Source organism: Paraburkholderia sp. (assembly GCF_035656215.1).
GTDB lineage: Bacteria > Pseudomonadota > Gammaproteobacteria > Burkholderiales > Burkholderiaceae > Paraburkholderia.
Window position 1 is genome coordinate 15,054 of the sequence record NZ_DASRSY010000014.1, and the last position, 23,084, is coordinate 38,137.

Sequence of the window (23,084 nt, forward strand, 5' to 3'; positions counted from 1 at the left end):
AAAAAGGTCGGCGCCGCAAGGCGTCGGCCTTTTTTCTTGCACTAGCAGGTCTTGCGTTGGAAAAGCAGCGTCTTGCGGTTCGGCGCATATCCCCCACCGAAATTCCACCGAAGCCCGCACCGTGATATCCGCGCTCACGTCCGCTAAACGTCGTGCGCTGCCCTTCGCCACCCGAGCGGTGGTAAACCAACGCGATCTTCAACACGGTATCCACGGCTTCCGAACCCGAGTTCACGAAGTAGATGTGCTTGAGATCGCCGGGCGCATGCACAAAGGGGCGGCGGTCATGCACCGCCGACGCCCGCTGGCCGATCGACACGCTTCGTTGCGGCGCGACACGCACCTGAACGAGGCGCACGCCCTGCTCCTGCACCAATTCTGAGCCGCGTTACGCATAACTGAGATGACGCATCACCGCGTCGCAGCACGTAAGACGCAGACTTCAAGTCGAAATTGCCGCATGGCATGTGCCTTGCAGTACACAAGCGGCAAGTCATGCAGGATAAGCCCTCCTGGCTGAAATCGACGCCCATAAACACTCACCATCAATGGCAAGGGGATGCACATGAAACGTCGCAGTCTGTTGAAATTTGGTTCGATGTCAGGCGCACTGGCGCTGGCCAGCAAGATCCCATTTGCGAATGCCCAGTCGGGTAGCGGTCCCATCAAAGTAGGCGTTCTGCATTCCTTGTCCGGCACGATGGCGATCTCGGAGACATCGCTCAAAGACACCGCGCTGATGACCATCGCGGACATCAACAAGAACGGCGGCGTCATGGGCCGCCAACTGCAGCCGGTGGTCGTGGACCCGGCGTCGAACTGGCCGTTGTTCGCCGAAAAAGCGCGCCAGTTGATCACCCAGGAAAAGTGCGCCGTCGTGTTCGGCTGCTGGACGTCGGTGTCGCGCAAGTCGGTGCTGCCGGTGTTCGAGGAACTGAACGGCCTGCTGTTCTACCCGGTGCAGTACGAAGGCGAAGAAATGTCGCGCAACGTGTTCTACACGGGCGCCGCGCCGAATCAGCAGGCGATTCCGGCAACCGAATACCTGATGAGCGCGGAAGGCGGCGGCGCCAAGCGCTTCTTCCTGCTGGGTACCGACTATGTGTACCCCCGCACGACCAACAAGATCCTGCGCTCGTTCCTCAAGTCGAAAGGCGTGCAGGAGGCCGATATCCAGGAGGTCTATACGCCGTTCGGCCACAGCGACTATCAGACCATCGTCGCGAACATCAAGACCTTCTCGCAGGGCGGCAAAACCGCAGTGATCTCGACCGTCAACGGCGACTCGAACGTGCCGTTCTACAAGGAACTCGGCAACCAGGGGTTGAAGGCGTCCGACGTGCCGGTGGTCGCGTTCTCGGTCGGCGAAGAAGAACTGCGCGGCATCGATACCAAGCCGCTGGTCGGCAATCTCGCGGCATGGAACTACTTCATGTCGCTGCGCAACCCGACCAACGAGAAGTTCAAGAAGCAATGGGCCGCATGGGTCAAGGACAACAACCTGCCGGGCGGCACCAAGCGCGTGACCAATGACCCGATGGAAGCGACCTTCGTCGGCATCCATATGTGGAAGCAGGCCGTCGAGAAAGCGAAGAGCACGGACGTGGACAAAGTGCGTGTGGCGATGGTCGGTCAGACGTTTGCAGCGCCGTCGGGCTTCACGCTCGAAATGGACGGCAACCACCATCTGCACAAGCCTGTGATGATCGGCGAAGTGCGTGCCGACGGTCAGTTCAACGTGGTGTGGCGGACCAAGACCGCGATTCGCGCGCAGCCGTGGAGCCCGTTCATCGCCGGCAATTCGAGCAAGCCGGATGTGGTCAGTTCGATTCCGGCATTCCTGAAGCGTTCGCGGGTTGCCTGAACCTAAACCTGAACCTGGACAGAGCCGGGGTCAAACAACCGCTGCTCTGCCCGACAGGACACTGCAAGACGCAAGACAACGGCGCGGTACCGGTGCATGACTGCGATGCCGCGCCGCCTCGCCGGTTTTTCTTCAAAGGCCATCATGGCGTTTTCATTTCCGAAATTCGCACGACGCAGTATCGGCGGCCTCGCGCTCGCGCTTATCGTTAGCGCGCCGCTTACCGCCCTTGCGCTCACCCCGGCCGATGTCGCGCCGCTCGCCGGCGACGACTTCGATGCAAAATCCGCGGCAGTCGACAAGCTGATTGCCAATCACGACAAAGAATCACTCGCGGTCCTCAAAGCCCTTTCCGAAGACAGCGCGCTCGCCACCGATTCCGGCGCCGTGCTGCTGCAAGACGGCGACACCGCACGCGATGCCGTCACCGGCAAAACGGTCGCCGCGGGCGACGCGCAGCCGGTCACCCTGAACAACCTGCTGCGCTCGAAAGTAGCGGGCGCACTCTCGGGCCTGCAACTCGATTCGCCCGACGTCGCCACACGCGACGCCGCCATCACCGCGCTGCTGCAAAACCCCGATCCGTCGATCAAACCGCTCGTCGACGCCGCACGTGCCAAGGAAACCGACCCGGCGCTGAAGAAACGCCTCGACACGCTGTGGGCAATGACCGCATTGCACGACGCCGACCCGGCCAAGCGTCTCGAAGCCGTGCAACTGGTCGCCGCGCGCCACGATCTCGACATGAACGAACTGCTGCGGCCGCTCGTCGCGAAGAAGCCGGACGGCACCTTCAACGAAGCCGATGATCGCGTCCGTGCCGCCGCGCAAAAGGGCATCGACGAACTCGATTCGATCCAGCGCCGCAGCCAGATCGCCGGCACGCTGTTCGCGGGCTTGTCGCTCGGCAGCGTACTGCTGCTCGCCGCACTCGGTCTCGCGATCACGTACGGGCTGATTGGCGTCATCAACATGGCGCACGGCGAGTTCCTGATGATCGGCGCCTACGCCACCTACGTGGTGCAGAACCTGTTCCAGCGTTTCGCGCCGGGTGCGTTCGACTGGTATCCGCTGCTCGCGGTGCCGGCGTCATTCGCCACCGCTGGGCTGGTCGGCATCGTGCTCGAACGTCTTGTGTTGAAGCATTTGTACGGCCGTCCGCTCGAAACCCTGCTGACCACCTTCGGCGTCAGCCTGATCCTGATTCAGGCGACGCGCATGCTGTTCGGCGCGCAGAACGTCCAGGTGATCAATCCCGCGTGGATGAGCGGCGGCGTGACCGTCCTGCCGAATCTGATCCTGCCGTACAACCGCCTGGCGATTCTGGCGTTTTCGCTGATCGTCGTCGGGATTGCATGGGCTGTCCTGACTAAAACACGCCTGGGTCTGTTCGTGCGAGCCGTCACACAAAACCGGCGCATGGCGGCGTGCGTCGGCGTGAAGACCGCGCGCGTCGATTCGTACGCGTTCGCATTCGGCGCGGGCATTGCAGGCCTGGGTGGCTGCGCGCTGTCGCAGATCGGCAATGTGGGCCCGGACCTCGGCCAGAGCTACATCATCGATTCATTTATGGCCGTGGTGCTCGGCGGCGTCGGCCAACTCGCCGGCACGGTGATCGGCGGCTTCGGTCTCGGGCTCGTCAGCAAGGCGATCGAGCCGTTCTGGGGCGCCGTACTCGCGAAGATCGCCGTGCTCGTGCTGATCGTGTTGTTCATCCAGAAGCGTCCGCAGGGCATGTTCGCCCTCAAGGGCCGTAGCGCGGAGGCATGAGATGACATCTGCTACCTCATCGGCCCAGGTCGGCGCAGCGAGCAGAGGCGCGGCTGCCGGACGCGAAGTGCAGTCCGGCTTCGCGCTTGGCTTGCCGCCGCGTCCCGCATTGCTGTCGCGCCACGCATGGCTTGCGCTGATCGCACTGATCATCGTGTTCGGTCTCGGCGTTCCGTTCGCCACCCTGGTGGTGCCCGAGACGAGCGCGCTGCATTTGTCCGCTTACGCGATGACGATCACCGGCAAGTTTATGTGCTACGCAATTGCCGCGCTGGCACTCGATCTCGTGTGGGGTTATTGCGGCATTCTGAGCCTGGGACACGCGTTGTTCTTTGCGTTGGGCGGCTACGCGATCGGCATGTACCTCATGCGCTCGATCGGCCACGAAGGTAAATACGGCAGCGATCTACCCGACTTCATGGTGTTTCTCGACTGGCACCAACTGCCGTGGTACTGGCAAGGCACGCAGCATCTCGGTTATGCGTTGCTGCTGGTGGTGCTGGTGCCCGCCGTTGTCGCGTGGGTCTTTGGCTTCTTCACGTTCCGCTCGCGGGTGAAGGGCGTGTATCTATCGATCATCACGCAGGCGATGACTTTTGCCGCCATGCTGCTGTTTTACCGCAATGAAACGGGTTTCGGCGGCAACAACGGCTTTACCGACTTCAAGCGCATTGGCGGGTTTCCGATTACGCATCCGGGCACGCGCACTGTCCTTCTGCTGATCACGTTTGCCGTGTTGATTCTGGCCTTCATCGGCGCGCGGGCAATCGTCACGTCGAAGCTCGGCCGCGTGGTCACAGCGGTACGCGACGGCGAGACGCGCTTGATGTTCCTCGGCTACAGCCCGCTCGCATACAAGCTGTTCGTGTGGACGGTATCCGCGATTTTGTGCGGGATTGCCGGCGCGTTGTATGTGCCGCAGGTCGGCATCATCAATCCGGGCGAGATGTCGCCGGGCAACTCGATCGAAATGGCGATCTGGGTCGCGGTGGGCGGACGCGGCACCTTGATCGGACCGATCATCGGCGCGTTTGCGGTGAACGGCGCGAAGAGCTTTTTTACCGCGAACTTCCCTGAATACTGGCTGTTCTTCCTTGGCCTGATTTTCGTGCTGGTCCCGCTATTGTTGCCGAACGGCATCATGGGGCTGATCGAAATGGTCATGCGCAAGAGGAACCGTTCATGAACGAAAACCCGATGGTTCCTGATCTTGCATTGCCTGAAGAGCCTGCCGAACGGTCGTTGAGCGGCGTCGCGAGCATGGGACACGTGGTGGTGCCGGGTGAGATCGATATTTCGCACGGGACGATCCTGTACCTTGAAGACGTGACCGTGAGTTTCGATGGATTTCGCGCGTTGAATGCGTTGACCTTGTCGATCAACGCGGGCGAATTGCGGTGCATCATAGGTCCGAATGGCGCTGGCAAGACGACGATGATGGATGTCATCACCGGGAAAACCGAGCCGGATTCCGGCAACGTTTTTCTTGGGCAGTCGATCGATTTGACGCGGATGAATGAGCCTTCGATTGCCCGTGCGGGCATTGGGCGCAAGTTTCAGAAGCCGACCGTTTTTGAGCAACATCCCGTGTGGGAGAACCTTGAGTTGGCGATGAAGGCCGACAAGGGATGGTGGGCTTCGTTACGTGCACGGTTGGATCGCGACGCGCAAGCGCGAATTGAAGAGACGTTGGCGTTGATCGGTTTGGAAAGCGAGGCGCGGCGGCTTGCCGGCGAGTTGTCGCATGGGCAAAAGCAGCGGCTCGAGATCGGGATGTTGCTGATGCAGCAGCCAGCGCTGTTGTTACTCGATGAGCCCGCGGCCGGTATGACCGATGACGAGACCATGCAGTTGGCTGAGTTGCTCAATCACCTGCGTGGGACGTGTTCGATGATGGTTGTTGAGCACGACATGGAGTTTGTGGCGGCTCTTTCGGGTGAGAAGGGAAAGGTGACGGTGATGGCCGAAGGGCGTGTTCTCGCCCACGGCACACTTGATGAGGTGAAGAGAGATGAGACGGTGATCGAGTCTTATCTCGGGCGGTAATGGCCGCAATCAAACCACGGCCGCAACAAGCCACCAGAACTCAAGGATCGACCGATATGCTAGAAGTAGAAAACCTGAACCAGTACTACGGCGGCAGCCACATCCTCCGGGATGTGAAACTCACCGTGCCTGACGGCAAGCTCACCGTGCTGCTGGGCCGCAATGGCGTGGGCAAAACGACCTTACTCAGATGCCTGATGGGCGTCGTCCAGACGAAAAGCGGCTCGATCGCCTGGCGCGGCACACCGATCATCAAGCTTCCGACCTACTCGCGTGTAGAAAAAGGCCTCGCCTACGTCCCGCAAGGCCGCGACATCTTCCCTAGACTGACTGTCGAAGAAAACCTGCTGGTCGGCGCGGCCAGCAAGAAAGCCCCGAAGAAGATCCCGGACCGCATCTACGAACTGTTCCCAGTCCTGAAGGATATGCGCAGCCGCCGCGGAGGCGACCTCTCCGGCGGTCAGCAACAACAGCTCGCGATCGGCCGCGCGTTGATGAGCGATCCGCAATTACTCATCCTCGATGAACCCACCGAAGGCATCCAGCCGTCGATCATTCAGGACATCGGCCGCACGTTGCGTCAGCTGGTTGAAGAAATGGGCATGACTGTGCTGCTCGTCGAACAGTATTACGACTTCGCCAAAGAGATCGCCGATCGGTATTGGGTCATGAGCCGCGGTGAAATCGTCGCGGGCGGTGAAGGCGCCAACATGGACGTGGATGGCGTGCGGGCGCTGATCGCCGTCTGACGCGAATCGGCGCGGCGATGCAGCATGCTATTCTCGCCGCATCCTGTGGCAACGCGGCTCGTCGTTGCCTAATGCGTGCGGGCACGCTACGCACTAACGCATCCGTTACTGCGTCCATACCGCGCCTACCCGCTCATTCATTCGCACGTCCATTCGCATGTCGCTTCACGAAAACCACGTCGCCCTCGCCACCGCGCAACCCACTGCGCAGTCGCAATGGCGCGCGCGCCTCGAACTCGGCTTCGTCAAAGAGGGCGAGCGAACCACGCTCAAGCATCGGCTGCATGATGGGCCGTTGCGCGTGCAACGGCCGCTCTATCCGGAAGGCCATGCAATCTGCCACGCAGTGATCGTGCATCCGCCGGGCGGCATCGCGGGCGGCGATCAACTCGATATCGACGTGGATATCGGCGACAGTGCCCATGCCGTCATCACCACGCCCGGCGCAACGAAGTGGTACAAATCCAATGGCCGTGCGGCACGGCAGAATATTGCGGTGCGCGTAGGCCCTCAGGCGAAGCTCGACTGGCTACCGCAAAACAATATCGTTTTCGATCACGCCAACGCGATGCTGGATTTTTCGCTGACGCTTGGCGAGGGTGCAACGGCAATCGGCTGGGATGCGACTCAGCTCGGGCGGCAAGCGGCCGGTGAGCGGTGGTCGGCCGGGCATTTGCGGGCTGTGTCGCGGATCGTTGGGGCGAATGGCGAGGCGCTGTGGCTCGAGCGCGCGAGTCTGGCGGCGGAGGATTCGTTGCGGGATGCCGCGCAAGGTCTTGCCGGGTTTCCTGCGTATGGGACGCTTTGGGCGGTCGGAGCGGCCTGTGATGATGCGCTCGCTGAAGCGCTCACCGCCCAGTTGCCGTTTGATGACTCGCTGCGGGCGGCGGCTTCGTGTGTCACCGATGGGGTTTTGCTTGTGCGTGCGGTTTCGCGGTCGATGGAAACGCTGCAGCGCGCTTTGACGCAGTGCTGGCTTGAGTTGCGGCCGGTCGTGCATGGCGTTGAGGCTGTGCCTTTGCGGATATGGGCGACGTAATCTTGTTCTTGGCTGTGCCGCCGGCTCACATCGCTAATTCTTAAACGGGTCCCCCGCGCAGTTGCGGTAGTGGTGCATCTGGAATCTGTGCCCTCGCACATTTAGCGTGAGTGACAAGGCCGTCATTCTTCCGGCGGCGCTTCGCGCGCCGCGGTGGTACTTCATTCTGGGCGGTGCTCTCTACGCTGTTTCGTGAAGGCCTCGGCTGCCTTTCACCTTCGTAAGACCGCGCTTGCACCAAGATGGATTGCGCCCGCGCATCAATCTGGTGCGCAGATCCCCTATCCTTCCTGCCTGCCCATGCTGCACCGGCATGGCACACACCTTGCATAAAAATCCCTCACGATGCTGCCGCGTCCTGACGGCAGCCGATCGCTTCTCGCCACCACCGCTCACATAACATGACCCGATCGACCCTTCGCCCCGCGCGTCGCGCCTGGCTCGCCGCACTGCTGCTCTCGCCCGTCCTCGCAATCAACGCGCCCGCCGCTCACGCGGATACGCTCGATAACATCGCCAAGGCCGGTGTTCTGAAAGTCGCGGTGCCGGAAGACTATCCGCCGTTCGGCTCGGTCGGCGCGGATATGAAGCCGCAAGGCTATGACATCGATGCCGCCGCGATGCTCGCGAAATCGATGAACGTGAAGCTCGAACTCGTGCCGGTCAATAGCGCGAACCGCATTCCCTATCTGCAAACGGGTAAGGTCGATCTGGTGATCTCTTCGCTCGGCAAAACGCCTGAGCGCGACAAGGTCATCGATTTTTCGACGGCCTATGCGCCGTACTATCAAGGCGTGTTCGGTCCCGCCGACATCAAGGTCACCGGCCCCGCCGATCTCACAGGCAAGACGGTCGGCGCCACGCGCGGCGCGCTCGAAGAGATCGGTCTCTCGCAAATGGCGCCGAACGCCACCATCAAGCGCTTCGAAGATAACAACGCGACCATCGCCGCGTTCCTCTCGGGTCAGGTGCAGTTGATCGCGGCCGGCAACATCGTCGCCGCCGCAATCCTCGCAAAGAATCCGCCGCGTCGTCCAGAACCGAAGTTCGTCATCAAGAATTCGCCGTGCTTCGTCGGCATGAACAAGAACGAAGGACGTCTGCAACAGAAAGTGAATGCCGCCATTGCACAAGCCAAGCAGGACGGCACGCTCAACACGATGTCGAAGAAATGGTTCGGCGCACCGCTGCCGGCCGATCTGTAAGCGCGTCGTTAGCTGAACTTGATACCGTGACTGGCTTATCCGGCATTGCACTCGTCGTGGACTCATCCCGTGCGCAGCACGCGATCATGGCCATGACGCGCAGCGCCTATCATTGTCGCAGCCGGCCCAACTCGGGACCGGCGCAACCCTACGCACACATTCGATGAAGCTGACACCTCGCGAGAAGGACAAGCTGCTGATCTTCACCGCCGCGCTGCTCGCCGAACGGCGCCGCGCCCGCGGCCTCAAACTGAATTACCCGGAGGCGATCGCTTTTATCAGCGCCGCGCTGATGGAAGCGGCCCGTGACGGCAAGACCGTCGCCGAGGTCATGCACTACGGCACCACGCTCCTCACGCGGGCCGATGTGATGGAAGGCGTGCCGGAAATGATTCCCGACATCCAGGTCGAAGCCACGTTCCCCGACGGCACCAAGCTCGTCACCGTTCACCACCCGATCCCCTAATCACGCAAGGCAGCCCCATGATTCCCGGCGAACTCCTCATCGACGACGGCGAACACGAACTCAATGCGGGCCGCGCCACCGTCACGGTGGTCGTGTCGAATACCGGCGACCGTCCGGTACAGATCGGCTCGCACTATCACTTCTACGAAGTGAATGAGGCGCTCTCCTTCGATCGCGAAGCGGCACGCGGCTTCCGGCTGAACATTGCAGCGGGCACCGCCGTGCGCTTCGAGCCAGGCCAGGAACGCACCGTCGAACTGGTCGAACTCGCGGGCGACCGCGTCGTCTACGGCTTCAACGGCAAGGTGATGGGCAAGCTCTGATGCGCCACCCGCGCACGCTTGCTCTGACCGCCCTGCTCATTTCCGGACCCACACCATGACATTACGCATTGGCCGCCGCGCATACGCGGAGATGTTCGGCCCCACGACCGGCGACCGCGTACGCCTCGCTGACACCGAGTTGCTGATCGAGGTCGAACGCGACTTCACAACTTACGGCGAAGAAGTGAAATTCGGCGGGGGCAAAGTGATTCGCGACGGCATGGGCCAGTCGCAACGCGTGCATGCCGACGTCGTCGATACGGTCGTGACGAATGCGGTGATTCTCGATCACTGGGGCATCGTCAAGGCTGACATCGGCATCAAGAACGGCCGCATCGCCGCCATTGGCAAAGCAGGCAATCCCGACATTCAGTCGAACGTGACAATCGCGATTGGCGCGTCCACTGAAGTGATCGCCGGCGAAGGTCTGATCGTGACGGCGGGTGGCATCGACACACACATCCACTTCATCAGCCCGCAGCAGATTGAAGAAGCACTCGCTAGCGGCGTGACGACGATGCTTGGCGGTGGCACAGGTCCGGCAACGGGCACGAACGCGACGACTTGCACGCCGGGGCCGTGGCATCTCGAACGCATGCTGCAAGCAGCCGATGGTTATCCGATGAATCTCGGCTTTCTCGGCAAGGGCAACGTGAGCCTGCCGCAACCGGCGCTTGAGCAGATCGCCGCGGGTGCGATCGGCCTGAAGCTGCACGAAGACTGGGGCACGACGCCTGCGGCGATCGACAATTGCCTCTCCGTTGCCGACGATACCGACACGCAGGTCGCGATCCACACGGATACCTTGAACGAAGCCGGTTTTGTCGAAGCGACAGTGGCCGCGTTCAAGGGCCGCACAATCCACACGTATCACACGGAAGGAGCAGGCGGCGGCCACGCACCGGACATCATCAAGGTGTGCGGCGAAGCGAACGTGCTGCCCTCTTCCACGAATCCGACGCGCCCGTACACTGTCAACACGCTCGAAGAACATCTCGACATGCTGATGGTGTGCCACCACCTGGACCCGTCGATTGCGGAAGATATCGCCTTTGCCGAATCGCGCATTCGTCGCGAGACCATTGCTGCCGAAGACATCCTGCACGACCTCGGCGCGTTGTCGATGCTCTCGTCGGATTCGCAGGCGATGGGACGCGTGGGTGAAGTGATCATCCGCACGTGGCAAACGGCGCACAAGATGAAAGTGCAACGCGGCGCGCTACCTGAAGACAACGCGCGGCACGACAACTTCCGCGCGAAGCGTTATGTCGCGAAGTACACGATCAACCCGGCCATCACGCACGGCATCTCACATGAAGTCGGCTCGATCGAACCCGGCAAGTGGGCCGATCTGGTGTTCTGGGAGCCGGCGTTTTTCGGCATCAAGCCGTCGTTGATTCTGAAGGGCGGCATGATCGCGATGGCGCAGATGGGCGACCCGAACGCGTCGATCCCGACGCCGCAACCGGTCCACTATCGCGAGATGTTCGCAACGCGTGGCGGCGCACTGGGGCGCACTTCCCTGACCTTCGTCTCGCAGATGGCCGCGGATGCGGGCGTCGGCGAACGCTATGGCCTGAACAAGCGTATCGTTGCCGTGAAGAACTGCCGCAACATCACGAAGGCCAACATGATTCACAACGCGTGGCGCCCGGTAATCAGCGTCGATCCGGAAACCTATCAGGTGATCGCCGACGGTCAGTTGCTGACCTGCGAACCGGCCACTGTGCTGCCAATGGCGCAACGCTACTTTCTGTTCTAAACCATGCGCACTATCGACAAACTGATTGCACCGCATCTCAAGCTCGCGCCCGTGCTGGTGAAGCGCGCGCCGACTTTAACGCTCGCTTTCGACGACCGCCGTAAAAGCCGTCTCGCAGCAACGCTTGATAACGGCGAGGAAGTCGCGCTGCTGTTGCCACGCGGCACTGTGCGGCGCGACGGCGATGTTCTGGTCGCCGACGATGGCGGTCTGGTGCGCGTGGTCGCCGCGCCCGAAACGGTGCTGGTTGTGCGCGCGAAAGACGCGTTGACGCTGACACGAGCTGCTTATCACCTCGGCAATCGTCACACGCCGGTCGAAGTCGGCACGGATTATCTGAAGCTCGAATACGACCCGGTGCTGGCCGATATGCTGAAGCGCATCGGCGCCAGCGTGGATCAGGTGTCGATGCCGTTCCAACCGGAATCCGGCGCGTACGGCGGCGGTCACAAGCATGGTCACGATGAGACCTTCGCGGAAGACTACGCCATCGCGCAGCAGGTGTTCGGCGAGCATCATGGGGATGGGCATTCGCACGATCACAGCGACAACATTCACGTCCACGACGAATCGTGCGGCCACGGGCATCATCACCACCATGCGCATCGCTGAACTCACGGCGCTGCTGCATCTTGCGTCGCCGGCACTCCCGATCGGCGCGTTCAGCTACTCGCAGGGTCTCGAAGCCGCGATCGAAGCGCACCTCATCACCGATGCTGATTCCGCAGGCGATTGGATCGCGAGCGGTTTAACCGATGTGCTCGCGCGTGGCGAACTGCCGTTTCTCGCGCATCAGATGGAACGCTGGCGTGCGCACGACGCAGACGGCTTAAGGGAAGCGAACAGCGAATTCCTGGCAAGCCGTGAATCCGCCGAACTAAGACGCGAGACAGAACAGATGGGCTGGTCACTGCGACAGTTGTGCGTCTCGCTGGAATGGGGCGACGCACAACGGCGCACAACGCTGGGATCGCTCAAGCCCCTGGCCCAACCCACGGCTTTCGCGTTTGCCGCTTTCGCACACGATGCAGCGCCTGAGGCCGCACTTGCCGCCTACGCATTCAGCTGGGTGGAAAACCAGGCCGCCGCCGCGTTGAAGGCCGTGCCGCTCGGCCAACTCGCCGGACAACGCATCATCGTCGCGTTACGCGAGCCGATCGAGGCCGCCGTCACGCGAGCATTGGCCACTTCACCCGAAGACATCAATACCTTCGCGCCGCAACTGGGCATTCTGTCGGCACGTCACGAATCGCAATATTCGCGGCTCTTTCGCTCATAAAAAATCCATCATGAACGCACCTCATCACCCCACTCATCCGCCTGTCCGTACGAAGAAACTGCCGCCGCTGCGCGTGGGCGTCGGCGGCCCGGTCGGCTCCGGCAAGACCACGCTGCTCGAAATGCTGTGCAAGGCGATGCGCGCACAGTACGACCTCGTCGCGATCACTAACGACATCTACACGAAGGAAGACCAGCGTCTGTTGACCGTGGCAGGCGCGTTGCCGGCCGAACGGATCATGGGTGTAGAAACGGGCGGCTGCCCGCACACGGCGATTCGCGAAGACGCGTCGATCAACCTCGAAGCCGTCGACCGCATGCTGACGCGTTTTCCCAATGCGGACATCGTGTTCATCGAGTCGGGCGGTGACAACCTCGCCGCGACGTTCAGCCCCGAGTTATCGGACCTGACGATCTATGTGATCGACGTGGCAGGCGGCGAGAAGATCCCGCGCAAAGGCGGACCGGGCATTACGAAGTCGGATCTGCTGGTGATCAACAAGACGGACCTCGCACCGATGGTCGGCGCGAATCTGGAGGTGATGGCGTCAGACGCGAAGAAGATGCGCGGCGAACGGCCCTTCGTGATGTGCAATCTGAAGGCGCTCGACGGACTGGACGTGGTGGTGAAGTTTATCGAGAAGAAGGGGTTGTTGAAGGTTTAAAACTTCACTCACCCGGATGGAATTCGAGCAGGAATGCCATCATCTCGGTCCCATCCTTCGATAAATAGAAACGCACCATCTTTTCGTTGAAATCAGCCGCGCGCTGCGCTGGGACGCTGATCGCATCGATACCGTTCGACATCAACACGCCGTTCATCATGAAGCGTGACGTGCGCTTATTGCCGTCAAAGAAAAATTGCTGCAACGCGCCGAAGAGGAAAAAGGCACAGCCGCGTTCGAAGGCGTTGGAAACCTGAGCGGTCAGCGCACGGGTACCGTCGGCAAAAACCCGGTTTAGTTCAGTCGCACCGGGCAAGGTTGGAAGCGGCGTATGTCGCCCTGCTTCACCCGGCGCTACTTCAGGTGTGTATCGCGTTTCTTCTCCTTCCCCTCGGAATACACCCCACGCAAGGGCCTCGTTACGTGCAACCAGGCGATGCAGATCGCAAAATGTCGTCTTGTCGAGCGCAAATCGCCCGTTCTGCACGATCGCCAGCAGATGCTTCGAACTCTCCGCGAGGTTCAGGACTTGCTCCTGATCGGATATCTTCCGGCCGCCTACAGTCACGCCGTCGAGCAGCGTCTTTACCTCAGGAAACGTAAAGGGATTGCCCTCGAGCACGCTCGCATCCCACACGAATTCCGGCAGCATTCGATGAAAACGGAACGACACCCGTTTGATCGAATGGGTCGGGACGTCTTGTGGAATCGCGGCGCGGTCCCATTGAAAGCCGAGGTCGGTGAAAAGCGTCATCGCAGGCCGTGAAAAAACGGTTCAAGTCATAGGACCATGCAACGCACAAGTCCTGTGTTCGCAGAATATATTATTTATCGACGCCTGACGCGCTAGCCTCCGTATCGCGTTCGCTGCAGCCCCTCACTCCGGCAACAACGCCATCAACACATCAACCGTCCGTGCCGTCGCGCCGCGATGGCGCGCGGCGAACGCCGAGGCCGCACCGCTCATCGCCAGCCGCCGTGCCTTGTCACCGAAGAGTTCCCGAAGTGCCCGCGCCAGATCAGCCGGATCCTGCACCTGCACCGCCGCACCCGCCGCGACCGCATCCGCCGTGGCTTGCGTGAAGTTGAACACATGCGGCCCGATCAGCACCGGCACACCGACCGCACAGGCCTCAATCAGATTCTGCCCGCCCAGCGGCAGCAAACTCCCGCCGATAAACGCCAGATCCGAAGCGGCATAGTAAGCGCCCAACTCGCCCATTGAATCGCCGAGCAAGACATTCACATCTGAAGCCAAAGCAGGCACGCCGCCGCTCGTAGTCGCAGCCGCCGACGCGACCGCCGCGCTCGGTGCCCACGTCGAACGCCGCTCGAGACGCAAGCCGGCCTTCTCGACCAACGCCGCCACTTCGTTAAACCGTTGCGGATGACGCGGCACCAGGATCAGTAACGCATCGTCGATGCCCAACGCCGCGAACGCCTGCAGCACCAGTTCCTCTTCGCCTTCGCGCGTACTCGCCGCGACCCACACAGGCCGCGTGCCGATCGCCGCACGCCATGCATGACCACGCGCCGCCAGTTCCGGCGGCGTGCTCATATCGAACTTCAGGTTGCCCAGCACCGCGGCGTTACGCGCACCGAGCGCAGTAAGCCGCTCCGCATCCGACGGACTCTGCGCCAGCACCCGCGCGAAGCCACCGAACACGTCCCTGGTCGCATTGCCGAACTTAGCCGCGCGCTTGTACGAACGTGCCGACATCCGCGCATTGGTCAGCACCAGCGGCACGTCCGCGCGACGGCATTCGTCGATCAGCGCCGGCCACACTTCAGTTTCCATCACCAGACCGAGCGACGGCCGCCACGTCCGCAAAAACCGCCGCACAGCATGCGGCATGTCGTACGGCAGATAGCTGCGCAACACGCGGTCGCCGAAAATCTGTTCGCCGGTGGCACGGCCACTCGGCGTCATATGCGTCAAAAGAATTCGCGCATCGGGACGCGCCTTCATCAGCGCATCGATCAGCGGTTGGGCGGCACGCGTCTCACCCACAGAAACGGCATGCACCCAGATCAGCGGCGCATTGTCTTCCGGCAACCGGCCGCGCGAGTACCCGAACCGCTCGGCGATATGCTCGCGATAGCCACGCTCCTTGCGCGAACGGATCAGCAAACGCAGCACGGCAAGCGGCGCGACAATCCACCAGAGGGCGTTATAAATCGCCCTCAGCATCGGGACTCCGCATTTACTGGTGCAGACCTCGATGCACGTGCCGTCTCGAATGTCGGCTCGACCTGCAATGCAAAGGGGGCCGCACGCCCAAAGGAGGCAAGGGCAGAGGCAGAGACAGCGGCGCTCAAACTAGCGCCCTACCCTTCAGGCGCTCGAGAATGCCGAGCGGTGCGCAGTCCGGCTGCGCCATCGCCTTGACCGGCAGGAAAAAGGTCTGCTCCAGCATGAACTGCCCGGACATGACCGCATGCGAAGTATGGTCGGAGAAACACACCCATACGCTGCCTGGCGGAAACGGCATGGTCTCCTGCGGGCTCGACTTCTGATACTCGAGATCGGCCTTCATGCCGTCGTGCAGATTCAGCATCAGATGGTCGTATTCGCTGCGCGGCGATTTGGTGACGTGCAGCAGGTTCAGCAGCCACGCCGAACCTGGCATCTGCGGTTTGATACGCGGCAGGAAGCGCTTGGCCATATCCTCGAACGGTTCGCCGACACGCCACACGCGCGGTGCACCATGCGGATTGACGTTGGTGAACACGCGCAGAATGCGCTCGCCGTAGTTCGGCCGCGACGGAAATGCGTCGACATGCAGACGGCTATCGTCTTTACGCCACGACGTTTCGCGCCCTTCCACCTGATGCAGCCGCAGGCTCGTCGGCGCGACACGCAGCCGGCCGTTGTATTCAGGAAAAAGTCCATCGACCAGCGTGCGCGCATTGGCCTGATAACGCGCGATCAACGCGCGCACCGCCGATTGCGTGACGGCATCGCCGGCCACGCCGTGCAAGGCGCCGCCGTTCGGTTCAAGACTGATGTTCTTGCGGCTCGGATCGGCCAGCGCGGGATCGAGCAGTGCCTGTTCGCCGCCTTCGATCGCAAAGCGCAGATTCGGGAAATACAGCACTTTGCCGCGTTCGACGCCGGCCAGCAGCATCTCGCGTGGCACGGACAGATTGCTTCCGTGCCAGTCAGCGTTCGCTACTTCGATGATCTGGGTTTCGTTCATGGTCGCCCTTGAAAACGGATGGAGCGTAAGGCGAAGCACGCCGCGTCACAACATTACAGCAGGCCGAAACCGGCCAGTGCGGACTTGACTTCCTGCAGCGTGGGCGGCTTGCCAGCCGTGCCGAGATTGACGACGTTCGGCGACCAGTAGCCGCCGGTGCGCCACGCGGTGGCGAAATTGTACAACTCGACTGTCGGCCGCTTCAGCGCCGCCGCAATGTGAACCAGACCTGTGTCAACACCGACTGTCGCGACGGCGCCTTCGATCAGGCCGACCACCGCCGGCAACGACAGCTTGGGCGGCACGATGGCCGCAGCGCCGAATTCCTTCGCCAGACGTTCGCTGGTGACGCGCTCTTCCTCGTTGCCCCAAGGCAGCACGATCGACGCGCCGCGCCGCACCAAAGACTGACCGAGTTCGATCCAGGCAGTATCAGGCCACTGCTTATCGGCGCGTGAGGTGGCGTGCACGAACACCACGTAAGGCACCGGCAGGTTCAGATTCGCCTCCGACAAAGCCAGCGCCGCGCGCCCGGTGTCGATGCCGAAGTCGATTTCCTCGGTGGGTTGCGGCTGCGGGTCGTCCAGCGCCGCGGCGACCAGTTGACGCGTGCGCTCGACCACATGGGTGCGCGGCTCGATCGGCACCCGCTTGTCGTAGAAGAAGCGCACCGGCCATTCGAAACCGGCACCGTCGGTACGGTTCGCGAGGCCGACCAGCGGTCCGCGCGCCATGCTCGCGACCCACGCGGTCTTGATGAGCCCCTGGCAGTCGATCACGAGGTCGTAGTTCTCGGCGGCAAGCGCGCGGCGAAACGCGCCGATCTCGCGCCAGTTGCCGACTGAAAAGAGACGCTTGCGCCAGCGCCGCAGCGACACGGGAATCGCCCGCCGCACGCCGCTGACGAGCTCCACCAGCCCCACGAAGCTTTCTTCGACGAGCCAGTCGATCTGGGCCTCGGGATGGCGGCGTCGGATGTCGGCGATCACCGGCATGTTGTGAACGACGTCGCCCAAAGACGACACCCTCACGATCAGTATCTTTTGCACGCTCAAGTGTGGGAAAACCGGCTATCCGGCCCGAAGATGCAATGAAAGGACGGCAATTCTATCGCGCCACGGGTAAATGCCATGAAAAAACGCGGCGCGGTCAGTGAAACCCGCGCCGCGTTCGACAGCAGCCGCAGCTCATGAAGAGCCACGGGGCCGCTCAAGCTTTCAGAACGGCAGCTTCGCGTCAGGCTTCTCCGCCATGATCACGCGGCGGAAGTCTTCCTGGATGCGCTTAAGCGCTTCGTCGCTGTCGGCTTCGAAACGCATTACCACCACCGGCGTGGTGTTCGACGAGCGCGCGAGGCCGAAGCCGTCCGGGTACTCGACACGCAGGCCATCGATCTTGATGACTTCGTCCGCGCCGGTGAACTTCGCGTTTTGCTGCAAACGGGCGATCAGTTCGAAGTTTTCACCTTCTTCGAGCTTCAATTGCAGTTCCGGCGTGGAATTCGAGTTCGGCAGCGAGTTCAGCAGCTTGCTCGGATCGGCCACGCGCGTGAGGATTTCCAGCAAACGCGCGCCTGTGTACAGGCCGTCGTCGAAACCGTACCAGCGGTCCTTGAAGAACACGTGGCCGCTCATTTCGCCTGCGAGCGGCGCGCCGGTTTCGCGCAGCTTCGCCTTGACCAGCGAGTGGCCGGTCTTCCACATCAGCGGTTCGCCGCCCTTGTCCTTGACCCATTTGGCCAGATTGCGCGTGCACTTCACGTCGTAAATAATCTGCGCGCCCTTGTTGCGCGACAGCACTTCTTCGGCGAATAGCATCAACTGGCGGTCCGGATAGATGATCTGGCCGTCTTTGGTGACGACGCCGAGGCGGTCGCCGTCGCCGTCGAACGCGAAACCGATTTCAGCGTCAGTTTCCTTCAGCGCGCGGATCACGTCCTGCAGATTCTCAGGGTGAGCGGGGTCCGGGTGATGGTTCGGGAAGTTGCCGTCGATCTCCGTGAACAGTTCGACCAGTTCGCAGCCGAGCTTCTTGAAGAGCTTCGGCGCGAGGCCGCCTGCCACACCGTTGCCGGTGTCCACCACGATCTTGATCGGGCGTGAGATCTTGATGTCGCTGGTGATGCGATCCAGATACGCATCGGCAATGTCGTACTCCGTGTACGTGCCACTACCTTCAGAGAAGTTTTCGTCGACGATACGCTGATGCAGCGCGAGGATCGTCTCACCATAAATGGCCGCGCCGCGCAGGACCATCTTGAAGCCGTTGTAGTCAGGCGGGTTGTGGCTGCCCGTCACGACGATGCACGAATCGACGCGGCGTTCGCCGCCATCGAGCTTCAACGGCACGCTGGCCGCGAAGTAGCCAACCGGAGTCGGCACCATGCCGACGTTGACCACGTCGACGCCTGCCGCACGCAGACCGTCCGACAGTGCCTCGATCAGCTCGGGACCCGACAGGCGGCCGTCACGCGCGACCACCACGGCGTCGCCGCCTTGCGCCCGCACTTCGCTGCCAAACGCGCGGCCGATCGAGCGTGCTGCATCGGCGTCGAGCGTCTTGCCGATGACGCCGCGAATGTCATACGCCTTGAAAATAGATTTGGAGATCATGTTGGCTCACTTGCGTGCAATGGAAAATTTTGACCGGCGCATTGCCGAGGGATCGGTAAAACTATCTGAAAACCGAGCGATGCGCCCTTGCCGGAAGCGATCCGGTTCCAACTTATAATTGCGCCTTCCGGACATGCCCTAATAGACGCCCATTCTAATGCTTAGACGCCCTGCTTTTGCAATGTTGCCGCGACAGCCGGCCATGTGGGCTGTTACATATAGCGCCCTGGCGCACGTTGCTTCCCTCGTACAAGACCTACAACGCGTGCAACCGCATAGGCGAGTGCCCACCGGATGCTGACGCTCAAACGCTTCGCCAATCCCGACGTCACGCGCGCCTTCACCAATATCGTCTGGCTCGGGCTGGAGCGGCTTACGCAGATCGGCGTGGCGATCGTGATCAGCGGCATGCTGGCACGCTACTTCGGGCCGGACACCTTCGGCAAATGGCAGTACGCGAACACGCTGCTGCTGGTGCTTTCGCCGATCACCTGGGTGTGCGGCGCGGAAATTCTGGTTCCTACCATCGTCGGCCGGCCGCCAACCCAGTTGGGCACCGTGCTCGGCAGCGCCTTCGCGCTGCGCTTTTCGGTTTCCGTCGCGGCGTTGCTGCTCACGTGGCTCGGCATCGCCCTGCACTTCTTCGAGCCGCTGGTGGGCGCCATGCTCGCCGGCCTCGCGGTCACGATGCTGTTTCGCGAGCCGTTCGTCGGCGTGATCAATGCATGGCTACAAAGCATGACGTACAGCAAGCCGCAACTGCTCACCAGCATGAGCACTGCGGTGCTGAAGGCCGGCTTCGTCTATCTGCTGGTGCGCGCAATGGCGACGCCCGCGCGCTTTGGCTGGCTGTGGGCCGCCGAATCGGCGTTGATCGGCGCGGTTCTGCTGATCTATTACATCCGCCGGCATGGCGGCAAGCTCGGCTGGCACCTCGACCGTTCGCTCTTCAAGCATTTCGCGACCGCAGGCACGGTGTTTTGGCTCGGCCTGATCTGTATGTATCTGTTCCTGAAACTCGACAGGCTGATGCTCGAACGGGCGATTTCCTTCGCCGACCTCGGCCGCTATTCCGCCGCGCAACAGTTGAACGAAAACTGGATCACGCTCGCGCTGATGCTCGCGCAGACGATTGCGCCGGCCTTTGTCTACCGCGTGCAGGATGCGGCGCAACTCCGCCGCAACGTGTGGCGGCTCACTGCAATGACCGCCGCGCTGATGGTGAGCGGCGCGATCGTGCTGGATCTGCTGGCCGGCTTCATTATCCGCCGCGTGTTCGGGCCGGACTTTGAAGGCGCGATCGAGATTTTCCGCTGGGCCGTGTGGCTTTCCGTGCCGGCCGGGATCGAAGCGATCGGCAATCTGATCGTGCTGAAATATCAGGCCAAATTCGTGTTGCTCTCGAAGTGGCTGCTGGCGCTGGCTGTTGCGTTCATCGTCAATCTGCTGGCGATTCCGCGGCTTGGCGCTTACGGTGCGCTGGTAGGCCTCGCGGCCGGATATCTCGCCGCTGCGTCGGTTAATCTTTATTACATTCGTTTCAAATTGCGCCCATGACGAATTCATCCGCCACCGCGCATTCCCTCGACGACGTCGCGGTGCTCATGCCCGCGTACAACGGCCAGGCCGACGTCGACCTCACGCTGGCCTCGTTCAGCGAAAGCGCGCTCGTGCATGTGCTGATCGTCGACGACGGCAGCACGCCGCCGATCGTCGCGCCAGCGATCCCGAACATGAAGGTCGAAGTGCTGCGTATGCCGCAGAACGGCGGCATCGAGCGCGCACTGCAAACCGGCATCGACGCCCTTGCGCAGCGCGGCTTTCGCTACGCAGCCCGCATCGACGCGGGCGACCGCAGCGTGCCGCAACGGCTCGCCAAACAGCGCGTGTTCATGGAGTTGCATCCGCAAGTGGCCGGCCTCGGCATGTGGACGCAGGTCGTCACGCGTGAAGGAAAACCGCTTTTCATGCTGACGCCGCCTGCCGAACCGAATGAAATTCGTCGTCTGCGCTTCTTCCGTTCATGCCTCGCGCATCCTTCGATGATGCTGCGCGTCGACGCGGTGCGCGCGGTCGGCAACTACCGCGCGGAGTACCGTTCCGCCGAGGACCTCGATCTGTTCGTGCGCCTGATGGAGCGCTATGACTGCGCGAACCTGCCGGAACTCGGGCTCTACTACGAGTTGAACGAAGGCGGCATTAGCGCGACCAAGCGCCGCCGCCAGGTCAGCTCGACGTTGCGGCTGCAACTGCGCTACTTCAACGCCGCCAATCCGTACGATTGGCTGGGTCTCGTGAAAAATCTGCTGCATCTCGTGACACCTTACCGCGCATTGCAGCGGGTCAAACGCACGTTGCTCGCGCCGCCTACGAGCCATTGATGCCGTTACCCCGTCACTCACCCGCCACTCACCCGTCACTCACCGTCGAGCCCGTTCCCGCATGAAGCCTGCCTTGAAGTCGACGCCCGCGCTGCGTATTACACTCGTCTGTAACACCGCCTGGGCAATCTATACGTATCGGCAAGGGCTGATCCGCATGCTGGTCGGGCGCGGCGTCGACGTGACGGTGCTTGCGCCGCGCGACCGCACGTTCGAACTGCTCACCGCGATGGGGTGCCGTTGCATCGAATTACCAGTGGCGTCCAAAAGCACCAGTCCACGCGACGACCTGCGCACGCTTTTGTCGTTGTATCGTTTGTATAGAAGCATCCGCCCGCACGTCGTGTTCCATTACACGATCAAGCCGAACATTTACGGCTCGATCGCCGCGAAACTGGCGGGCGTGCAGTCGGTGGCGGTGACGACCGGGCTCGGTTACGTTTTCATCCAACAGAGCCGCGCGGCGCTTGTCGCCAAAAAACTGTACCGTTTCGCCTTCCGTTTCCCGCGCGAGATCTGGTTTTTGAATCGCGACGACCAGGCCGCATTTGTCGAGCAGAATTTGTTAGTGCATCCTGAGCGTGCGCGGCTCCTGCATGGCGAAGGCGTCGATCTCGAACAGTTCGCCTTCACGCCGCTGCCGGAGCAGGCGGAATTCAGGTTCGTGCTGATCGGGCGGCTTCTGTGGGACAAGGGCGTCGGCGAATATGTCGAAGCGGCGCGGCGTTTGCGTGAACGTTATCCGCAGGCGCGGTTCCAATTGCTCGGCCCGGTTGGCGTCGACAACCCTAGCGCGATCACACGCGAAGAGGTGGCCGCGTGGGAGCAGGAAGGCATCATCGAGTATCTTGGTGAAGCGCACGACGTGCGGCCTTTCATCGCCGCCGCGGACTGCGTCGTCCTGCCGTCATATCGCGAAGGCGTGCCTCGCACGCTGATGGAAGCGTCGGCGATGGGCCGGCCGATTGTTACGACGGATGTGCCCGGCTGCCGTGAAGTGGTGGCGGACGGCGTCAATGGATTGTTGTGCGAAGTGCGCAATGTAGAGAGTCTCACGGCGAAGTTGGCGCAGATGCTCGACATGAGCAGCGCCGGGCGCCGTGCAATGGCTGAACGCGGTCGACAGAAAGTCGCGCAAGAGTTCGACGAACGTGTGGTCGTCGAAACGTATAAAGACCTGGTGCAGAAAATGACGGGCGTTTTACTTTAACGGAGCAACAGCATGAGCACGAAGGGTACGATTCTGGTAACGGGCGGTGCAGGATTTATCGGCTCGCACACATGTGTCGAACTGCTGAACGGCGGTTACGACGTCGTGGTAATCGACAATCTCGTGAACAGCAACCGCGAATCGTTGCGGCGCGTGGAGAAAATTACCGGTAAGGCCGTGACCTTCTACGAAGCCGACGCACGCGATGAAGCGGCGCTCAACCGTATTTTCGACGCACACCCGATCACCGGCGCGATTCACTTTGCCGCGCTGAAGGCGGTGGGCGAATCGGTCGCCAAGCCGATCGAGTACTACAGCAATAACGTCGGCAGTTTGCTGACGCTGCTCGGCGTAATGCGCGATCGCAACGTGAAGCAGTTCGTGTTCAGTTCGTCGGCGACGGTGTATGGCGTGCCGGAGAGCTCGCCGATCGACGAATCGTTTCCGCTGTCGGCCACCAATCCTTATGGGCAGTCGAAGCTGATTGCCGAACAGGTTTTGCGTGATCTGGAAG

The 23,084-nt window shown here is 61.8% G+C and carries 22 protein-coding genes and 1 pseudogene; 17 read left to right on the forward strand and 6 right to left on the reverse strand.

What is annotated here, in order from left to right:
* Window positions 1–71: 71 nt before the first annotated feature.
* A pseudogene (locus VFE81_RS28910) lies at window positions 72–247 on the reverse strand (aspartate aminotransferase family protein); the annotation flags it as partial.
* A 318-nt stretch (window positions 248–565) separates the two neighbouring features.
* On the opposite strand from VFE81_RS28910, the gene urtA reads away from it, so the two are divergent.
* The 13 genes from urtA to ureG all read left to right on the forward strand — a co-directional run bounded on the left by urtA (window position 566) and on the right by ureG (window position 13,167).
* Window positions 566–1,864, forward strand: a complete 1,299-nt coding sequence (gene urtA, locus VFE81_RS00645) for an urea ABC transporter substrate-binding protein (RefSeq protein ID WP_325042741.1) — start codon at window positions 566–568, stop codon at window positions 1,862–1,864.
* Window positions 1,865–1,969: 105 nt separating this feature from the next.
* Window positions 1,970–3,634 (forward strand): urea ABC transporter permease subunit UrtB, encoded by a 1,665-nt coding sequence (gene urtB / locus VFE81_RS00650; RefSeq protein ID WP_325042758.1) that lies wholly within the window; start codon window positions 1,970–1,972, stop codon window positions 3,632–3,634.
* Between the two features lies 1 nt (window position 3,635).
* The gene (gene urtC / locus VFE81_RS00655; protein WP_325042742.1) at window positions 3,636–4,820 is read left to right on the forward strand and encodes an urea ABC transporter permease subunit UrtC; all 1,185 of its coding nucleotides are present in this window, start codon (window positions 3,636–3,638) and stop codon (window positions 4,818–4,820) included.
* A complete protein-coding gene (gene urtD / locus VFE81_RS00660; protein ID WP_325042743.1) occupies window positions 4,817–5,680 on the forward strand; it encodes an urea ABC transporter ATP-binding protein UrtD in 864 nt (287 codons plus the stop codon). The genes urtC and urtD overlap by 4 nt, the downstream gene beginning before the upstream one ends.
* Window positions 5,681–5,736: 56 nt before the next feature.
* Complete coding sequence (gene urtE, locus VFE81_RS00665) at window positions 5,737–6,429, forward strand: urea ABC transporter ATP-binding subunit UrtE (RefSeq protein WP_325042759.1); 693 nt, start codon at window positions 5,737–5,739, stop codon at window positions 6,427–6,429.
* 157 nt (window positions 6,430–6,586) lie between these two features.
* Entirely contained in the window at window positions 6,587–7,468 is an 882-nt protein-coding gene (locus tag VFE81_RS00670) for an urease accessory protein UreD (protein ID WP_325042744.1), read from the forward strand.
* Between the two features lie 401 nt (window positions 7,469–7,869).
* Window positions 7,870–8,673, forward strand: a complete 804-nt coding sequence (locus VFE81_RS00675) for a transporter substrate-binding domain-containing protein (protein WP_325042745.1) — start codon at window positions 7,870–7,872, stop codon at window positions 8,671–8,673.
* Between the two features lie 163 nt (window positions 8,674–8,836).
* Entirely contained in the window at window positions 8,837–9,139 is a 303-nt protein-coding gene (gene ureA, locus VFE81_RS00680) for an urease subunit gamma (RefSeq protein ID WP_074286085.1), read from the forward strand.
* A 17-nt stretch (window positions 9,140–9,156) separates the two neighbouring features.
* The gene (locus VFE81_RS00685; RefSeq protein ID WP_054041797.1) at window positions 9,157–9,462 is read left to right on the forward strand and encodes an urease subunit beta; all 306 of its coding nucleotides are present in this window, start codon (window positions 9,157–9,159) and stop codon (window positions 9,460–9,462) included.
* 55 nt (window positions 9,463–9,517) lie between these two features.
* On the forward strand, window positions 9,518–11,224 hold the full coding sequence (gene ureC, locus VFE81_RS00690) for an urease subunit alpha (RefSeq protein ID WP_325042746.1): 1,707 nt from the start codon (window positions 9,518–9,520) through the stop codon (window positions 11,222–11,224).
* Window positions 11,225–11,227: 3 nt separating this feature from the next.
* Complete coding sequence (gene ureE, locus VFE81_RS00695; RefSeq protein WP_325042747.1) at window positions 11,228–11,836, forward strand: urease accessory protein UreE; 609 nt, start codon at window positions 11,228–11,230, stop codon at window positions 11,834–11,836.
* A complete protein-coding gene (locus VFE81_RS00700; protein ID WP_325042760.1) occupies window positions 11,823–12,503 on the forward strand; it encodes an urease accessory protein UreF in 681 nt (226 codons plus the stop codon). The genes ureE and VFE81_RS00700 overlap by 14 nt, the downstream gene beginning before the upstream one ends.
* 10 nt (window positions 12,504–12,513) lie before the next feature.
* On the forward strand, window positions 12,514–13,167 hold the full coding sequence (ureG, locus tag VFE81_RS00705) for an urease accessory protein UreG (protein WP_325042748.1): 654 nt from the start codon (window positions 12,514–12,516) through the stop codon (window positions 13,165–13,167).
* 4 nt (window positions 13,168–13,171) lie between these two features.
* Here ureG and VFE81_RS00710 read toward each other — a convergent pair whose 3' ends face one another.
* The 5 genes from VFE81_RS00710 to VFE81_RS00730 all read right to left on the reverse strand — a co-directional run bounded on the left by VFE81_RS00710 (window position 13,172) and on the right by VFE81_RS00730 (window position 18,979).
* Entirely contained in the window at window positions 13,172–13,789 is a 618-nt protein-coding gene (locus VFE81_RS00710; protein ID WP_325042749.1) for a cell filamentation protein Fic, read from the reverse strand.
* A 255-nt stretch (window positions 13,790–14,044) separates the two neighbouring features.
* On the reverse strand, window positions 14,045–15,358 hold the full coding sequence (waaA, locus tag VFE81_RS00715; RefSeq protein WP_325042750.1) for a lipid IV(A) 3-deoxy-D-manno-octulosonic acid transferase: 1,314 nt from the start codon (window positions 15,356–15,358) through the stop codon (window positions 14,045–14,047).
* Window positions 15,359–15,482: 124 nt separating this feature from the next.
* On the reverse strand, window positions 15,483–16,367 hold the full coding sequence (locus VFE81_RS00720) for a Kdo hydroxylase family protein (protein ID WP_325042751.1): 885 nt from the start codon (window positions 16,365–16,367) through the stop codon (window positions 15,483–15,485).
* Between the two features lie 53 nt (window positions 16,368–16,420).
* Window positions 16,421–17,422: a lipopolysaccharide heptosyltransferase I gene (gene waaC, locus VFE81_RS00725; protein WP_325042752.1), complete on the reverse strand. Its 1,002-nt coding sequence runs from the start codon at window positions 17,420–17,422 to the stop codon at window positions 16,421–16,423.
* 162 nt (window positions 17,423–17,584) lie between these two features.
* On the reverse strand, window positions 17,585–18,979 hold the full coding sequence (locus tag VFE81_RS00730; protein ID WP_325042753.1) for a phosphomannomutase/phosphoglucomutase: 1,395 nt from the start codon (window positions 18,977–18,979) through the stop codon (window positions 17,585–17,587).
* Window positions 18,980–19,273: 294 nt separating this feature from the next.
* Between VFE81_RS00730 and VFE81_RS00735 the strand changes: the two genes are divergently transcribed.
* The 4 genes from VFE81_RS00735 to VFE81_RS00750 all read left to right on the forward strand — a co-directional run.
* Window positions 19,274–20,536: an oligosaccharide flippase family protein gene (locus VFE81_RS00735; RefSeq protein WP_325042754.1), complete on the forward strand. Its 1,263-nt coding sequence runs from the start codon at window positions 19,274–19,276 to the stop codon at window positions 20,534–20,536.
* Window positions 20,533–21,360 carry a glycosyltransferase gene (locus VFE81_RS00740; protein WP_325042755.1) on the forward strand — a complete coding sequence of 276 codons (828 nt, stop codon included), beginning with the start codon at window positions 20,533–20,535 and terminating at the stop codon, window positions 21,358–21,360. Before VFE81_RS00735 ends, VFE81_RS00740 begins: the two co-directional genes overlap by 4 nt.
* A 61-nt stretch (window positions 21,361–21,421) precedes the next feature.
* Window positions 21,422–22,570, forward strand: a complete 1,149-nt coding sequence (locus VFE81_RS00745; RefSeq protein WP_325042756.1) for a glycosyltransferase family 4 protein — start codon at window positions 21,422–21,424, stop codon at window positions 22,568–22,570.
* A gap of 12 nt (window positions 22,571–22,582) precedes the next feature.
* Window positions 22,583–23,084, forward strand: a 502-nt coding sequence (locus tag VFE81_RS00750) for an SDR family NAD(P)-dependent oxidoreductase (protein ID WP_325042757.1), incomplete at its 3' end; no start/stop codon positions are given.

What these genes read in the sequence shown, in the direction of transcription:
- urtB (WP_325042758.1), top strand. Translation starts at nt 1,970, where the DNA reads ATGCCGCGCCGCCTCGCCGGTTTTTCTTCAAAGGCCATCATGGCGTTT.
- ureG (WP_325042748.1), top strand. Translation starts at nt 12,514, where the DNA reads ATGAACGCACCTCATCACCCCACTCATCCGCCTGTCCGTACGAAGAAA.
- ureC (WP_325042746.1), top strand. Translation starts at nt 9,518, where the DNA reads ATGACATTACGCATTGGCCGCCGCGCATACGCGGAGATGTTCGGCCCC.
- VFE81_RS00720 (WP_325042751.1), bottom strand. Translation starts at nt 16,367, where the DNA reads ATGAACGAAACCCAGATCATCGAAGTAGCGAACGCTGACTGGCACGGA.
- urtE (WP_325042759.1), top strand. Translation starts at nt 5,737, where the DNA reads ATGCTAGAAGTAGAAAACCTGAACCAGTACTACGGCGGCAGCCACATC.
- VFE81_RS00685 (WP_054041797.1), top strand. Translation starts at nt 9,157, where the DNA reads ATGATTCCCGGCGAACTCCTCATCGACGACGGCGAACACGAACTCAAT.
- VFE81_RS00730 (WP_325042753.1), bottom strand. Translation starts at nt 18,979, where the DNA reads ATGATCTCCAAATCTATTTTCAAGGCGTATGACATTCGCGGCGTCATC.
- VFE81_RS00735 (WP_325042754.1), top strand. Translation starts at nt 19,274, where the DNA reads ATGCTGACGCTCAAACGCTTCGCCAATCCCGACGTCACGCGCGCCTTC.
- urtA (WP_325042741.1), top strand. Translation starts at nt 566, where the DNA reads ATGAAACGTCGCAGTCTGTTGAAATTTGGTTCGATGTCAGGCGCACTG.
- waaA (WP_325042750.1), bottom strand. Translation starts at nt 15,358, where the DNA reads ATGCTGAGGGCGATTTATAACGCCCTCTGGTGGATTGTCGCGCCGCTT.
- ureA (WP_074286085.1), top strand. Translation starts at nt 8,837, where the DNA reads ATGAAGCTGACACCTCGCGAGAAGGACAAGCTGCTGATCTTCACCGCC.
- VFE81_RS00740 (WP_325042755.1), top strand. Translation starts at nt 20,533, where the DNA reads ATGACGAATTCATCCGCCACCGCGCATTCCCTCGACGACGTCGCGGTG.
- ureE (WP_325042747.1), top strand. Translation starts at nt 11,228, where the DNA reads ATGCGCACTATCGACAAACTGATTGCACCGCATCTCAAGCTCGCGCCC.
- urtD (WP_325042743.1), top strand. Translation starts at nt 4,817, where the DNA reads ATGAACGAAAACCCGATGGTTCCTGATCTTGCATTGCCTGAAGAGCCT.
- VFE81_RS00745 (WP_325042756.1), top strand. Translation starts at nt 21,422, where the DNA reads ATGAAGCCTGCCTTGAAGTCGACGCCCGCGCTGCGTATTACACTCGTC.
- VFE81_RS00700 (WP_325042760.1), top strand. Translation starts at nt 11,823, where the DNA reads ATGCGCATCGCTGAACTCACGGCGCTGCTGCATCTTGCGTCGCCGGCA.
- VFE81_RS00675 (WP_325042745.1), top strand. Translation starts at nt 7,870, where the DNA reads ATGACCCGATCGACCCTTCGCCCCGCGCGTCGCGCCTGGCTCGCCGCA.
- VFE81_RS00670 (WP_325042744.1), top strand. Translation starts at nt 6,587, where the DNA reads ATGTCGCTTCACGAAAACCACGTCGCCCTCGCCACCGCGCAACCCACT.
- urtC (WP_325042742.1), top strand. Translation starts at nt 3,636, where the DNA reads ATGACATCTGCTACCTCATCGGCCCAGGTCGGCGCAGCGAGCAGAGGC.